Below are 14,062 nucleotides of genomic sequence, written 5' to 3' on the forward strand. Positions count from 1 at the left end.
AGTTGGCCTGGGCTCCGGTTCGAATGCCGGATCTGTGCATGGTCCCCTCCCGGCTCTTGTCGAATAGGCCCGGTGCAGGCTTGGCGAATAGCTGGCGCGTTTCCTGCAAGCCCCGTGGCAATCGCCATAAAACGAGCGTTTCCGGCTCGTTCGTCAGTGCAGAGCATGCCTTAGGCATCTCATTCGGAGCCCCGCCGGGCCGTTTCGACCCGGCCAAGGGTGCAGATGAGTCAGAGGGGGGAAAATGAAGGCAGTAATTCTGGCAGGTGGGTTGGGGACACGTATCAGCGAGGAGTCCCACCTCAAGCCCAAGCCCATGATCGAGATCGGTGGCAAGCCAATTCTTTGGCACATCATGAAGCAGTATTCCGCCCACGGGATCCATGATTTCGTGATTTGCCTGGGCTACAAGGGCTACGCGATCAAGGACTTCTTTGCCAACTACTTCCTGCACACCTCGGATGTGACCTTCGACATGCGCAACAACCGCATGGACGTGCACCAGAACTACAGCGAGCCCTGGAGCGTAACGCTGATCGACACTGGCGAGGAAACCATGACCGGCGGGCGCCTGCGCCGGGCCGGACGCTACCTGCAGGATGAAGAGGCGTTCTGCTTCACCTACGGTGACGGCGTATCGAACCTGGATATCGCTGCCCTGGTGCAGTTCCACAAATCCCACGGCAAGCTGGCCACGGTCACCGCAGTGCAGCCGCCCGGCCGCTACGGTGCCCTGGAGCGCGACGGCGACCAGGTTCGCGGATTCGTCGAGAAACCTCGTGGCGACGGTGGCTGGATCAATGGCGGGTTCTTCGTCCTGTCCCCCAAGGTCTTGTCCTATATCCAGGGCGACAGCACTACCTGGGAAGCGGAGCCGCTGATGCAACTGGCCCGGGACGAACAGCTGCGAGCCTTCGAGCACAACGGTTTCTGGCAGCCGATGGATACCCTGCGCGACAAGAATCATCTTGAGCAACTCTGGCAAAGCGGGGAGGCCCCGTGGAAGCAGTGGGACTGAGTGCGCAGTTCTGGCGGGGCAAGCGTGTCCTGCTCACCGGCCATACCGGCTTCAAGGGCAGTTGGCTGAGCCTGTGGCTGCAGAGCATGGGGGCCCAGGTCAGTGGCTTCGCCCTGGATCCGGGGACCGAGCCGAGCCTGTTCGAGCTGGCCCGAGTGGCCGAGGGCATCGAGGACCACCGTGGAGACCTGCGCGACCTGGGCAGCCTGCTGGAGCTGGTGGCCCGGGTGGAGCCGGAAATCGTCCTGCACCTGGCCGCCCAGCCGCTGGTTCGCGAGGCCTATCGCGATCCGCTGGGTACTTACTCGAGCAACGTCATGGGAACCTTGAACCTGTTGGAGGCGATCCGCCAGGTTGGAGGTGTGCGCGCCTGTGTGCTGGTGACCACCGACAAGGTCTATGCCAACCAGGAGTGGCTGTGGCCCTATCGGGAAAACGAGCCCCTGGGCGGGCACGATCCATACAGCAGCAGCAAGGCTTGCTGCGAGTTGCTGGCCCAGTCCTACGCGTCATCGTTCTTTGCTGCCCAGCGTTATGAGGAGCACGGCCTGGCCTTGGCCACGGCGCGTGCCGGCAATGTCCTGGGCGGCGGTGATTTCGCGCCCGAGCGGTTGATCCCCGATGTACTCAAGGCCTGGTCCGCCGATGAACCGGTGACCTTGCGTTATCCCCAGGCGGTGCGCCCCTGGCAGCATGCCCTGGAGCCGCTGGCCGGCTACCTGCAACTGGCAGCCGGGCTGTACCAGCAGGGGCCGGAGTTCGCCGGGGCCTGGAACTTCGGGCCTGGCGAGCAGGACATGTGCAGTGTCGGCGACGTGGTCGAGCTGCTGGCCCGGCGTTGGCCTGCCGCCCCCGGGCTGCGTATCGAACCCAGCGAGTTGCATGAAGCCGGGCTGTTGCGCCTGGACAGCAGCCGTGCGCGCCAGGTGCTTGGCTGGCAGCCGCGCTGGAGTCTGGAACAGTGCCTGGCACAGACCCTGGACTGGCACCTGGCGTGGAAGAGCGGTGCCGACATGCGTGCTGTCACCCTGGGGCAACTGGACCTGTACCGGGGTGCGTTGTGAGCGAGTTCCAGGTCCTGGCCCTGCCATTGCCCGGGCTGTATGAAGTACGCCACAAGCGTTTCGAGGACCAGCGTGGACATTTCTCCCGGCTGTTCTGCGAGGGCAGCTTGAGCGCCTTCGGCCAGCCGTTCCACATCCGCCAGATCAACCATTCCTGCACCCGCGAACGAGGCAGTGTGCGGGGCTTGCACTACCAGACTGCGGCCAGGCCCGAGGCCAAGCTCATCACCTGCCTGCGTGGCGAGGTCTGGGACGTGGCGGTGGACCTGCGTAGCGACTCGCCGACTTTCCTGCACTGGCATGCCGAGCACCTGCGTGCTGGCGACGGTCGCAGCTTGTTGTTGCCTGCCGGTTTCGCCCATGGCTTCCAGACCCTGAGCGAGGATGCCGAGCTGTTGTACCTGCACAGCGCCGACTATGCCCCGGACCATGAGGCGGGTTTGTCGGTACTGGATCCGAGGCTGGCGATCGATTGGCCACTGCCTGTCAATAATCTGTCGAGCCGTGATGCCAGCCATCCGTTGCTCGATGCCGCCTTCGCTGGAGTGAAACTATGAATTGCCGCGGTTGTGGCGCCTGCCTGAGCCTGCCCCTGATCGACCTGGGCACGTCGCCGCCGTCCAATGCCTACCTGCGCGAGGAGCAACTGGACCAGGCCGAGCAATGGGTGCCGCTCAAGGTCCAGGTCTGCCAGCAGTGCTGGCTGGTGCAGACCGAGGACTACACCCGCGCCGACTATCTGTTCGATGCCGACTACGCCTACTTCAGCTCGTTCTCCAGCACCTGGCTCAAGCATGCCCAGGGCTATGTGGCGCAGATGGTCGAGCGCTTCGGGCTCGATGCGCAGAGCCGGGTGGTGGAGATCGCGGCGAACGATGGCTACCTGTTGCAGTATGTGGCCGCGCGCGGCATTCCCTGTCTGGGGGTCGAGCCGACCCGCAGCACCGCCCAGGCGGCGCGGGACAAGGGCTTGCTGATTCGCGAATCGTTCTTCGGCCTGGATACCGCCCGTCAATTGGTGGAGGAGGGCTGGGCCGCGGATCTGATGGCGGCCAACAACGTCTTGGCCCATGTCCCGGACATCAACGATTTCCTGGCCGGATTCGCCACCTTGCTCAAGCCGGCGGGCGTGGCCACCTTCGAGTTCCCGCAACTGCTGAGCCTGATGGCCGGGCAGCAGTTCGATACCCTGTACCACGAGCACTATTCCTATCTGTCGCTGATCGCGGTCCAGGCGTTGTGCCAGCGCAATGGCCTGGAAGTCTTCGATGTGCAGGCCCTGGCGACCCACGGCGGTTCGCTGCGGGTCTTCGTCCAGCGCCAGGAGGCCGCGCGCCGGCCGGTGCAGGACAGCGTTGCCCAGCAACTGCGGCTGGAGCGCGAGGCAGGGGTCGACACTGCCGGCTACTACGGGACCCTGGCACCGGCCGCCGAGCGGATCAAGCATGAATTGCTGCGCTTCCTGCTCCAGGCCAAGGCCGAGGGCAAGCGCGTGGTGGGCTATGGCGCGGCGGCCAAGGGCAACACCTTGCTCAACTACGCCGGGGTCCGTTCCGACCTGCTGGCCTGGGTTGCCGATGCCAGCCCGCACAAGCAGGGCAAGTTCCTGCCCGGCAGCCGGATTCCGGTCGTCGCCCCCGAGCGCATCGACCAGGAACGGCCGGACTACGTGCTGGTGCTGCCATGGAACCTGCTTGCCGAGGTCAGTGAGCAACTGGCCCAGGTTCGCCAGTGGGGGGGGCGCTTCGTGATCGCCGTACCCGAGTTGAAGCTGCTGTGAGCGCCATGACGGTCCTGGTCACCGGCGCCACAGGTTTCGTCGGCCAGCATCTGGTCACGGCGCTGCTGGCCCGGGGTTGCCGGGTACGTGCCGTGGCCCGGGACCTGGACAAGGCGCAGCGGTTGCCATGGTTCGATGCCGTGGAATTTCGTGCGCTGGACGTGCATGACGCGAGTCTCGACATGGCGGCGCTGGTGGATGGAGTCGATGCCCTGGCCCACCTGGCCTGGCCCGGGTTGCCCGACTATCGGGCGCTGTTCCACCTGGAGCACAACCTGATGGCCGACTACCGCTTCATCAAGGCGGCGGTCGAGGCGGGAGTGCCGCAGGTGCTAGTCACCGGTACCTGCTTCGAATACGGCATGCAGAGCGGGCCGCTGGACGAGCAGGCCGAGGCTCGGCCTGACAATCCCTACGGCCTGGCCAAGCACAGCCTGCATCTGTTCCTCCAGGCCCTGCGCCAGCAGTTGCCGTTCAACCTGCAATGGGCCCGCCTCTTCTACCTGCACGGCCCGGGGCAGAACCCCAGGAGCCTGCTGGCGGCGCTGGACCGCGCCATCGATGCCGGTGATCCGGTCTTCGACATGTCCGGTGGTGAGCAACTGCGCGACTACCTGGCCATCGAGGAGGCCGCCGGTCACCTGGCGGCATTGCTTAAGCGGCGGGATTTTTCCGGGGTGGTCAACTGTTCCAGCGGGCGGCCGATATCCGTGCGTGCGCTGGTGGAGCAGCGCATTGCCGAGCGACGCTCGGCGATCCGCCCGAACCTGGGTCACTACCCCTATCCAGACTACGAACCCATGGCGTTCTGGGGCTTGAACCAACGCCTGCTGCAATTGACAGGAGCCGAACATGGCGCATGAGTTGTATCGGGTCGCCGACCTGCCGGTCTTGCAGAACCGTACCTTCGCCGATGCCCGCAGTGCCCGGGAGTCTGCCAGCGCGGACATGGTCCTGGTGCAGGACCTTGAGAGCGGGCTGATCTACAACCAGGCCTTCGATGCCGACAAGCTCAGCTATGACAGCGACTATCAGAACGAACAGGCGCATTCAGGGCAGTTCCAGCAACACCTGATGGATGTCGAGGGCATAGTCGCTCGTCATTTCAAGGACCGGCAACTGATCGAAGTCGGTTGCGGCAAGGGCTACTTCCTCGAACTGCTGCGCGGCCTGGGTTACTCGATCACCGGCATCGACCCGGCTTACGAGGGCGATAATCCGCAGGTGATCAAGGCGCCTTTCACGCGCCAGCTGGGGTTGTCCGCCGAGGCCATCGTGTTGCGTCACGTGCTGGAGCACATCGCCGATCCGCTGGCGTTCCTGCAGGCCATCGCCGAAGCCAACCAGGGTGGGCAGATCTACATCGAGGTACCCTGTTTCGACTGGATCCTCGAGCACCAGGCCTGGTTCGACGTGTTCTACGAGCATGTGAATTATTTCCGCCTCGAAGACTTGCAGCGGATGTTCGGCACCGTGCATGAGGCCGGGCATCTGTTCGGCGGCCAGTACCTGTATGTGGTGGCAGACCTGGGCAGCCTCAAGCCACGCCTGCAAGCGCCCGAGGGACCATTGCAGATGCCGGCCGGCTTCACCGCCAGCCTCGAACGGGCCAAGCGCATCATCGAGTCGGCACCGGGGACCGGTGCCGGCATCTGGGGCGCGTCCTCCAAGGGCGTGATCTATTCGCTGTTCCTGCAACGAGCCGGGGTGACAGTGGACCAGGTGGTGGATATCAACCCCGCCAAGCAGGGCCGCTACCTGCCACTGAGCGGCATGCGCGTGTCCTCGCCGCAAGAGGCCATGGAGGCGCTGCCGGTGGGGGCCAACCTGTTCGTGATGAACTCCAACTACCTAGAAGAAATCAAGCGCATGACCGATGGCCGTTATGTCTATCACGCCGTCGACAGCGCGTCGTTCCGATAATTTGCCTCGAGAAACCGAACATGAGCGAGAACAACGTCATTCAAGCCTTCGAACAAGAGTGCCAGGCGCAGGTCAGCGCCCAGGGCCAGGATGAGAAGCTCAAGGGGCTGGCCCGGGACTTCTTCAACCAGTCCGCGCAGCACAAGTACAGCTACCACTTCTCCTGGATGGGTCGGCCGATCATCCAGCTGCCCCAGGACATGCTGGCGATGCAGGAGATCATCTGGCGGGTCAAGCCGGACCTGGTGATCGAGTGTGGTATCGCCCACGGCGGGTCGATCATCTACTACGCCTCGCTGCTGGAGTTGCAGGGCCATGGCGAGGTGTTGGGCATCGACCTGGATATCCGTCCGCACAACCGTGAGGCCATCGAGCAGCACCCGATGAGCAAGCGTATCCGCATGATCGAGGGCTCGAGCATCGATCCGGCCATCGCCGAGCAGGTGCGGGCCGCGGCAGCCGGCAAGAAGGTGATCCTGGTGCTGGACTCCAACCACACCCATGAGCACGTACTCGAAGAGCTGCGCCTGTATGCGCCACTGGTGTCGGTGGACAGCTACTGCGTGGTGATGGATACCGTGGTCGAGGACATGCCGGCGGACTTCTTCCCGGATCGTCCATGGGGTCCGGGCGACAACCCGAAGACCGCGGTCTGGGCCTACCTGGAAGAGAATCGCGATTTCGAGATCGACCAGCAGATGCAGAACAAGCTGCTGCTGACCGTGGCGCCGGACGGCTACCTGCGCCGGATTCGCTGATCATCAATGGTTGCAGCAGGCTGTCGCCGGTTGTGGGGAAGTACCTATGTGGGTTGAAGACAAAGAAATGAATGACACAGTACCGCTCGATCAACGTTTCACCCTGGTGTTGTTGTCCCACAACCGCCAAGCGTTCATGCGTCGCGCCTTGCAGTTCTACAGCAGCTATCCGTGTTCGATCCTGGTGCTGGATTCCTCGCCCGAGGCGGATGAGTCCATCGCCCGGCGCTATCCGCAGGTGGATTACCGGCACTTGCCGCAATACGCCTACAGCGGCCTGCAGGACAAGCTGACCTTTGGCGTGAATCAGGTGACCACGCCCTACATGGCGTTCGCTGCCGATGACGACTTCCTGATCCATGATGCGCTGACCGCCTCGGTGGAGTTCCTCGAGGAGCATCCCGACTACGGGTTGTGCCACGGCTACGGGATGATGTACCTGGCCCGCGCGGCGCAGACCAACTATTACCGCCGCGACCGGCGGGTGCCCGAGGACTACGCCAGCACCGATCCCAAGGATCGGGTCATGGACTTCCTGGGCAATTTCCTGCCGCCGTTCTATGCAGTGACTCGTACCGAGCTGCTGCAGCGCTGGTATCGCCAGTTGCCGGCTGGCACCAGCTTCGAATGGCAGGAAATCGGCCACAGCTTCTACTTGCTGGCCTGCGCCAAGGCGCGGATCCTGCCGATCCCCTCCGCGGTGCGCGAGGTCAACTATGGGGCTTCCGAGCACAAGACCAACGTCCTGACGGTGTTGACGTTCAAGGATGCTCAATCGGTGGCGCAACGGGAGGCGTTTGCCGAGTTCCTCGCTTCGTTGCCCACTGATTTCAGCGACCGCGATCCAGTCCAGGTCAAGCAGATCGCCCTGGACAGCTTCGCCGCCATGGCCGAGTGCCTGCTCGCTGGGCGTTCGCTCAGGATGACCGCGATCTTCGGTTCGGCGTGGGTCGAGGTGGGTGAGGAGCCGGTGCGTTCCTTCGGGCCGGAACAGTTCGTCGAGATGCCGTTCTACAACAAGCCGATGTTCGACCTGTTGACCGAATTCGAATTCCTGTTGCATGTCATGCCTGCCGGGCGCTTGCAGCTCCAGGAGCTCGAAGGTGTCCTGTTGCGCCAGCAGGAACTGATGCGGGTACAGCCCAACGATACGCCGCGCTCCCTGCGTAGCCGATTGTGGGAGGCCCTGGGCTTGAACCTGTTCAACCGCCAGGTGGTCAAGCGCCTGGCCGAATCGATGCGTGATAGCGACGAGCCCGAGGAGGCGCGCAAGCTGCAGGCCTGGGCCGAGCGCCTGGACTCGGTGCCGGGCCCGGATAGCCAGGAGTTGCTCGATGCGACCGAGTCAGGGCGTTTGCTCAACTGGCTCGAGGCGCGTGTCCCGCAGCCTGCGCAACTGAGCGCCATTGCCGCGCACCAGGCCCGCCAGGGCGGCGTGCCCCAGGTGCAGATCCTGCTGCTGGACCTGGATGCCGACATGGTCAAGTTGCAGGCCACCCTCGACAGCCTGGTCGCCAGTCACTACAAGGCGTTCAAGCTGGTGGTCTTCACTACCGGTGACCTGCCGGCTACCACTACCGCCCAGGACACCCTGCATTTCGTCAGGGTCACCCGGGACAACCATGTGGAGCGACTCAACCAGGCACTGGCCCAGTCCCGGGCCGACTGGGTGCTGTTGGCCGAGGCTGGCGACCAGTTCACCGCCAGTGGCTTGCTGCGGGCCAGCCTGGAGTTGGCCGGCGCCGAAGGGATTCGTGCGGTGGCCATGGATGAGGTCCAGCGGCGCAGTGACTCGACCCTGGAGATGGTGTGGCGTCCCGGGATCAATCTGGATCAGTTGCAAGGCGTGCCATCGTTGATGGCGCGGCATTGGCTGCTGCAGCGCGAAGTCTTGCTGGAGATTGGCGGTTTCTCCACTGAGCTCAAGCAGGCGCTGGAGTTCGATGTGTTGCTGCGCCTGATCCAGCAAGGCGGCCTGGGTGGCCTGGCGCACCTGGCCGAACCGCTGCTGATCTGCCGCGTCCCGGGCGAGGAAGCCCATGCCGAGGAACGCCAGGTACTGACGCGCAGCCTTGCGGCGCGGGGCTATCGGGCCCAGGTGTCTTCGGCGCAGCCTGGTACCTACCAGGTCGATTACCAGCATGCCGAGCGGCCGCTGGTGTCCATCATCCTGGCCAGCCAGGACAACTTCGCCGAGTTGCAACGGTGCCTGGTCAGCGTGCTGCAACGCACTCGCTACCAACGCTACGAAGTGCTGATCGCCGAGAACCACAGCCAGGATGCCGAGCTCGACAGCTGGCTGGCTAGCCTCGAGAGCCGTGGCGAGCGCATCCGCGTGCTACGCAGCGCGCACCGCGTGAGCCGCTCGGCGCTGTACAACGCCGCTTCTCGGGAGGCCAAGGGTGAGTACCTGGTGTTGTTGTCCTCCGATGCCGAGGTGGTCAACGCCAACTGGATGGAAAGCCTGCTCAACCAGGCCCAGCGTCCGGAAGTCGGGGTGGTCGGTGCACGGTTGGTGGACCAGCAGGGCGCGACCACCCAGGCGGGCCTGGTGCTGGGGCTCAATGGGCATCTGGGGGCGGCCTTCGCCGGTGCGGCCAAGGATGTGTCGGGCTATATGAACAGCTTGTGGGTAGAGAAGAACTACTCGGCGGTGTCCGGCATCTGCCTGATGATCGCCAAGGCGCTCTACGAGGCTGTGGGTGGGCTGGACGAAGAACACTTCGACCAGGCCTTCGCCGATGTCGACCTGTGCCTGAAAACCGCCGATGCGGGTTATCTCACCGTGCTCACGCCGCAGGCGCAAATCCTGCATCCGGGCACCCTGGCCGAGGATTCGCAGGCTGCGGCGGCGTTGCGGGACAAATGGGTGGAACGTTTTGCCCAAGATGCCCACTACAACGAAAACCTGGTGCTGACCGGCAAGGGGTTCGTCCTGGACTCCGGCAGCCGGGTGGACTGGCAGCGACTGATTGCCGGTTGACCCTTCCCGGAGGCTCCGGCCGGATTCGCAGCCTGCGCTACCAGCGCTGCGAATCCGGGGTGGGGTTGCAAGTTTCGATTCCCGATTGTTGGCGCGCCGGGCGCGGATGAGGTGTGGGCCAGTCGGCCTTTAATGCGACAGATTGGCAAAATGGCGTGACCTGTGGGTCAGAACGTGCATCTTCACTGTAGTGTATGGCCCGGGAAGATGGCGCCAGCCCTGCGTGCCAGGTCCGTGATAGCCCTTGGTTCTTCCCGATAACGCTGTGCTCGACGGAATTATCCGTGTTTTTCGGCAGCCCCTGCCAGGCAACTGAGCGGGGGTATTGAGCTGTTTATTATTGGGAAGCCGTGATGATTGGCATAAAAAGCATTGCGAGCTACGTGCCTGTAGCCGGCCTGGACAACTACGCACAAGGTGCAAAATTCGGCAAGGATGAGGAGTTCATCCTCGGCAAGATCGGCTCGGCCTTCCTGCCGCGCAAGGAGGCTACGCAAGAGACCTCCGATCTGTGTGTCGAAGCTGTCAATGCATTGTTCGCCACCAACCCAGAGCTGAAGCGCGAAGCCATCGATGTGCTGATCGTCGTCACCCAGAACGGCGATGAAGAGGGTTTGCCCCATACAGCGGCGATCGTCCAGGACAAGCTCGGTCTTCCGACCAGCGTGGCGGCGTTCGATATCTCCCTGGGTTGCTCCGGTTATGTCTATGGCATCTACGCCATCAAGGGTTTCATGGAGGCGGCGGGGCTGAAGAACGGCCTGCTGGTGACCGCAGACCCTTATTCGAAGATCGTCGATCCCGAGGATCGCAATACCACCATGCTGTTCGGTGATGCCGCCACCGCCACATGGCTGGGCGAGGATGCGGCCTGGCAACTTGGCAAGGCCAAGTTCGGTACCGACGGTTCCGGGGCGCCGCACCTGAAGGTCACTGACGGTGTGTTCTTCATGAATGGCCGCCAGGTGTTCAACTTCGCCTTGCTCAAGGTTCCGGCCCACCTGCATGAGTTGCTGGAGGAGTCTAACCTTGTGCCTGGGGATATCGATGCCTTCTGCATCCATCAGGGCAGTGCGGCCATCGTCGACGCCGTGGCCCGGCGTTTCGAGGGCGATCCGGACAAGTTCGTCAAGGACATGGTGGAGACTGGCAATACCGTATCCTCGAGCATCCCTCTGCTGCTGGAGAAACACATGTTCGACTCCAGCTGGCAGCGAGTGGCCTTGAGTGGTTTTGGCGTCGGCTTGTCCTGGGGTTCGGCGATCATTTATCGCGCCTGATACCTGGCTCGCGGCGGCACAACAAGCGCTCAAGGTGTATCTTGAGCGCTTTTTTTTGCATGAAGGATAAGCGAGGCAACATGAGCGACAGCTTTGAACGCAACGCCCAGGTGATTGGCCGGCGCTGGCCGGGAGTGCTGGAGCGCTTGCAGGCCGAGGACGGTACCGCTTTGCAGGCTGACCTGGTGGAGGGGTTGGGCGCTACGTTGAGTGTTGCTGGTGTCCAGCTCAGTAGTCGCCATGATCGTGCCAGTGAGGCTCGGTTCCAGGCGACGAGCCTGCCTGATGACGCAGTTCTGCACCTGTATGGCTGTGGCCTGGGAGACCTGCAGCTGGAATTGTTGGCGCGTTCCCGGCTTCAGCGCCTGCATGTGCATATCCTCAATGGTGCGGTGTTCAAGCTGGTCCTGCAGTTGTTGGAGCAGGATGCCTGGCTGTCCGATCCGCGGGTGGAGTTGCAGTACGCTGGTGACCTGCGTGAAATCCAGTTGCCGTTCTTCGCCTCGCCGGCCGAGCTGGTGCTGGCCGATGACTACAACGCGAAGATTCGTGATCGGCTGATCAGCGAAACCCACCTGACATTCAACAATCGCGTCTTCAGCAAGGACTTGGCGCGGATTTCCGATCGTCTTGAAGCCAGCGAGCCCTGGGTGGCCAGGGATCGTGACGTGGCCGAGCTATTCGGGACCTATGCCGGGGAGGAGGTGTTCGTCATAGGAACCGGGCCCAGCCTGGAGCAGCACTTCGATGCGTTGCGTGCGCATGCCGCGAAAGCGCAGAGGCCACTGTTGATCTGTGTGGATACTGCCTACCAGCCCTTGCGCAGGGAAGGCATCCAGCCTGACCTGGTGATCAGCATCGATCAGCGTATTTCTATCCGCCACCTGCCGGCCGAGGGTAGCGAAAACACGGTTCTTGTCTATATGCCGCTGGCGGCTCCGCAGATACTGGAAGGCTGGTTGGGCCCCCGCTATGCCAGTTACTCCCCGAGCCCGATGTTCGAGGACCTGTCCCGGCGGATACCCCGCGGGCAATTGCATGCAGGCGGTAGCGTGATTCATCCTGCGGTGGATCTTGCGGTGAAGATGGGTGGCAAGCAAATCACCTTGTTCGGTGCCGATTTCTCCTTTCCGATGAACCGTACCCATGCTGGCTGGCAGGATGGCGAGCTGGGGCCGTTGCTCCGGGACGCCAGGCACTGGGTGTTGGATGGTCATGGCCAGCGGGTCAGAACCCAGCTCAACTTTCGGGGCTATCTATGCGAGTTGGAGCGTTATATCCACAGTCATCCAGAGGTTGCATTCTTCAATACCAGTCGTAGCGGTGCGCTGATCGCTGGCGCTGCCTTTCATGCGGATTTTGTTCAATGAATAAACTTGAACCGTTGTTGGCCCAGGCTCGGGAGATTGCCGGATTGTTTCGCCTGGGGCGGGACGTCGAGGCGGGTGTTGCCATGATCGAATTGTTCGACCCGATACAGTCGCTGGTCGACGGGGCGTCGCTGCCGGTCCGGCAGGACTGGAACGAATTGTTGCAGAGAATGCTGTCATGCCAGGAAGCGCAGGACTGGTTGGGGCTGGCCGACTATATCGAGTATGAACTGGTGGATTGGTTGCCGGCTTCGTTTGGTGGTTGAGCTCAGCTTGTAGTGGACAGGGTGTTGTCGAGAGGCGCTTTTTCTGGCGTCAGTTTTTCGTTCGGTCTGGGCTTAAGCCCTTGTATTTAAAGGGGTGGCAGGGTGATGGCAAATATTTTTCAAAAAGCCCTAAAGCAACTTGCCTCCGCGACGATAACTATTACGAAGGTTCTCTAGGCCATTACCCGGCGGTTGCCAGGGCCGGAAGCCGCAGTACCCAACCAACGAGGAATTCGTCATGGCTTTAACAGTAAACACCAACGTTACGTCGCTGAACGTTCAGAAAAACCTGAACCGCGCTTCCGACGCTCTGTCGACTTCGATGACTCGCCTGTCTTCCGGCCTGAAAATCAACAGCGCTAAAGACGACGCCGCCGGCCTGCAGATCGCTACCCGTATGACTTCGCAGATCCGTGGCCAGACCATGGCGATCAAGAACGCCAACGACGGTATCTCCATCGCCCAGACCGCTGAAGGCGCGATGCAAGAATCCACCAACATCCTGCAGCGTATGCGTGAACTGGCTGTTCAGTCGCGAAACGACTCCAACGGTACTGCAGACCGCGCCGCTCTGAACAAAGAATTTGGTCAGATGTCGGACGAACTGACCCGTATCGCCAAGTCGACCAACCTGAACGGCAAGAACCTGATCGACGGTTCCGCTGGCACCATGACCTTCCAGGTCGGTTCCAACACCGGTGCTGACAACCAGATCACCATCACCCTGGCCAGCGGCTTCGACGCTTCGACCCTGGGCGTTAACTCCGGCGCCATCGCCATCACCGGTACCGACAGCACCACTGCTGAAGCCAGCACCAAGGCTGCAATGATCGCTATCGACAAGGCTCTGCAGACCATCAACTCCAGCCGTGCCGACCTCGGTGCTGCCCAGAACCGTCTGACCAGCACCATCTCCAACCTGCAGAACATCAACGAAAACGCCAGTGCTGCACTGGGTCGCGTACAAGATACCGACTTCGCTGCTGAAACTGCCCAGCTGACCAAGCAGCAGACTCTGCAACAAGCTTCGACCGCAGTTCTGGCCCAGGCCAACCAACTGCCATCCGCTGTACTGAAACTGCTTCAGTAATAGCCGGCTAAGCTTTGGCGGGGGAGTGCGCTGGTCGTGCTCTCTCGCTTTTTTACTTTAAGAGGTGGTGGACATGGATATGAGCGTGAAGCTGAACTTGTCTTATCCTGTGGCCAAGCCCGCGACGCCTGTTGCTGACCACCCTGTGGAGAAGTCTCGAGACAGTGTTCCTGCTGTTGGCGCAATTGATCCAGCTGCGCATACACAGGTAGACAAGAAAGAGGCTCAATCCGAGCAGGAAAAAGTAAAGATGGCCGTGCAGGAAATCGAGAAGTTCGTCCAGTCGGTCAAGCGTAACCTGGAGTTCTCCATCGACGAGCCCTCCGGCAAGGTTGTAGTCAAGGTCATTGCCAGCGATTCGGGGGAGGTGGTTCGCCAGATTCCCAACGAAGAAGTTCTGAGGTTGGCCAATAGCTTGAATGATGCCAGCAGCCTGCTTTTTAGCGCCAAGGTCTGATAACTGGCACGAAATTTGTTTTTGCTCTTTTGATCGCTGTGGTGGTCAAAAGACCGGCGGCATACTGAAGGGA

The 14,062-nt window shown here is 62.1% G+C and carries 13 protein-coding genes; all 13 read left to right on the forward strand.

Going from position 1 to position 14,062, the window contains the following annotated elements; translation table 11 throughout:
• The first annotated feature begins 244 nt into the window (after positions 1 to 244).
• The 13 genes from rfbF (at position 245) to GDH07_RS06535 (ending at position 13,989) form a co-directional block, all read left to right on the forward strand.
• Positions 245 to 1,018, forward strand: a complete 774-nt coding sequence (rfbF, locus tag GDH07_RS06475) for a glucose-1-phosphate cytidylyltransferase (protein ID WP_152896954.1) — start codon at positions 245 to 247, stop codon at positions 1,016 to 1,018.
• Entirely contained in the window at positions 1,000 to 2,082 is a 1,083-nt protein-coding gene (rfbG, locus tag GDH07_RS06480) for a CDP-glucose 4,6-dehydratase (protein WP_343038180.1), read from the forward strand. Before rfbF ends, rfbG begins: the two co-directional genes overlap by 19 nt.
• Positions 2,079 to 2,639, forward strand: a complete 561-nt coding sequence (locus tag GDH07_RS06485) for a dTDP-4-dehydrorhamnose 3,5-epimerase family protein (RefSeq protein ID WP_103324850.1) — start codon at positions 2,079 to 2,081, stop codon at positions 2,637 to 2,639. Before rfbG ends, GDH07_RS06485 begins: the two co-directional genes overlap by 4 nt.
• Entirely contained in the window at positions 2,636 to 3,862 is a 1,227-nt protein-coding gene (locus tag GDH07_RS06490) for a class I SAM-dependent methyltransferase (RefSeq protein WP_152896956.1), read from the forward strand. The genes GDH07_RS06485 and GDH07_RS06490 overlap by 4 nt, the downstream gene beginning before the upstream one ends.
• A 5-nt stretch (positions 3,863 to 3,867) precedes the next feature.
• The gene (locus GDH07_RS06495; protein ID WP_152897342.1) at positions 3,868 to 4,725 is read left to right on the forward strand and encodes an NAD-dependent epimerase/dehydratase family protein; all 858 of its coding nucleotides are present in this window, start codon (positions 3,868 to 3,870) and stop codon (positions 4,723 to 4,725) included.
• Positions 4,715 to 5,785, forward strand: coding sequence for a class I SAM-dependent methyltransferase (locus GDH07_RS06500; RefSeq protein WP_152896957.1), 1,071 nt, complete (start codon positions 4,715 to 4,717; stop codon positions 5,783 to 5,785). Before GDH07_RS06495 ends, GDH07_RS06500 begins: the two co-directional genes overlap by 11 nt.
• Before the next feature lie 20 nt (positions 5,786 to 5,805).
• A complete protein-coding gene (locus tag GDH07_RS06505; RefSeq protein ID WP_152896958.1) occupies positions 5,806 to 6,543 on the forward strand; it encodes a cephalosporin hydroxylase family protein in 738 nt (245 codons plus the stop codon).
• A gap of 46 nt (positions 6,544 to 6,589) precedes the next feature.
• A complete protein-coding gene (locus GDH07_RS06510) occupies positions 6,590 to 9,526 on the forward strand; it encodes a glycosyltransferase family 2 protein (RefSeq protein ID WP_152896959.1) in 2,937 nt (978 codons plus the stop codon).
• A 353-nt stretch (positions 9,527 to 9,879) separates the two neighbouring features.
• Positions 9,880 to 10,806 (forward strand): ketoacyl-ACP synthase III, encoded by a 927-nt coding sequence (locus GDH07_RS06515; RefSeq protein WP_152896960.1) that lies wholly within the window; start codon positions 9,880 to 9,882, stop codon positions 10,804 to 10,806.
• Positions 10,807 to 10,886: 80 nt separating this feature from the next.
• Entirely contained in the window at positions 10,887 to 12,176 is a 1,290-nt protein-coding gene (locus GDH07_RS06520) for a motility associated factor glycosyltransferase family protein (RefSeq protein WP_152896961.1), read from the forward strand.
• Positions 12,173 to 12,442, forward strand: a complete 270-nt coding sequence (locus GDH07_RS06525; protein WP_152896962.1) for a hypothetical protein — start codon at positions 12,173 to 12,175, stop codon at positions 12,440 to 12,442. Before GDH07_RS06520 ends, GDH07_RS06525 begins: the two co-directional genes overlap by 4 nt.
• 238 nt (positions 12,443 to 12,680) lie before the next feature.
• Positions 12,681 to 13,532: a flagellin domain-containing protein gene (locus tag GDH07_RS06530; protein WP_152896963.1), complete on the forward strand. Its 852-nt coding sequence runs from the start codon at positions 12,681 to 12,683 to the stop codon at positions 13,530 to 13,532.
• 73 nt (positions 13,533 to 13,605) lie between these two features.
• A complete protein-coding gene (locus GDH07_RS06535; protein ID WP_152896964.1) occupies positions 13,606 to 13,989 on the forward strand; it encodes a flagellar protein FlaG in 384 nt (127 codons plus the stop codon).
• Positions 13,990 to 14,062: the final 73 nt, after the last annotated feature.

Origin of the sequence: Pseudomonas piscis, from assembly GCF_009380155.1 — a bacterium.
Classification (GTDB): Bacteria; Pseudomonadota; Gammaproteobacteria; order Pseudomonadales; family Pseudomonadaceae; genus Aquipseudomonas; species Aquipseudomonas piscis.

Coding starts and splice junctions, on each gene's coding strand:
- GDH07_RS06490 (WP_152896956.1), top strand. CDS start 2,636: ATGAATTGCCGCGGTTGTGGCGCCTGCCTGAGCCTGCCCCTGATCGAC.
- GDH07_RS06495 (WP_152897342.1), top strand. CDS start 3,868: ATGACGGTCCTGGTCACCGGCGCCACAGGTTTCGTCGGCCAGCATCTG.
- GDH07_RS06515 (WP_152896960.1), top strand. CDS start 9,880: ATGATTGGCATAAAAAGCATTGCGAGCTACGTGCCTGTAGCCGGCCTG.
- GDH07_RS06525 (WP_152896962.1), top strand. CDS start 12,173: ATGAATAAACTTGAACCGTTGTTGGCCCAGGCTCGGGAGATTGCCGGA.
- rfbF (WP_152896954.1), top strand. CDS start 245: ATGAAGGCAGTAATTCTGGCAGGTGGGTTGGGGACACGTATCAGCGAG.
- GDH07_RS06500 (WP_152896957.1), top strand. CDS start 4,715: ATGGCGCATGAGTTGTATCGGGTCGCCGACCTGCCGGTCTTGCAGAAC.
- GDH07_RS06535 (WP_152896964.1), top strand. CDS start 13,606: ATGGATATGAGCGTGAAGCTGAACTTGTCTTATCCTGTGGCCAAGCCC.
- GDH07_RS06530 (WP_152896963.1), top strand. CDS start 12,681: ATGGCTTTAACAGTAAACACCAACGTTACGTCGCTGAACGTTCAGAAA.
- GDH07_RS06510 (WP_152896959.1), top strand. CDS start 6,590: ATGTGGGTTGAAGACAAAGAAATGAATGACACAGTACCGCTCGATCAA.
- GDH07_RS06505 (WP_152896958.1), top strand. CDS start 5,806: ATGAGCGAGAACAACGTCATTCAAGCCTTCGAACAAGAGTGCCAGGCG.
- GDH07_RS06520 (WP_152896961.1), top strand. CDS start 10,887: ATGAGCGACAGCTTTGAACGCAACGCCCAGGTGATTGGCCGGCGCTGG.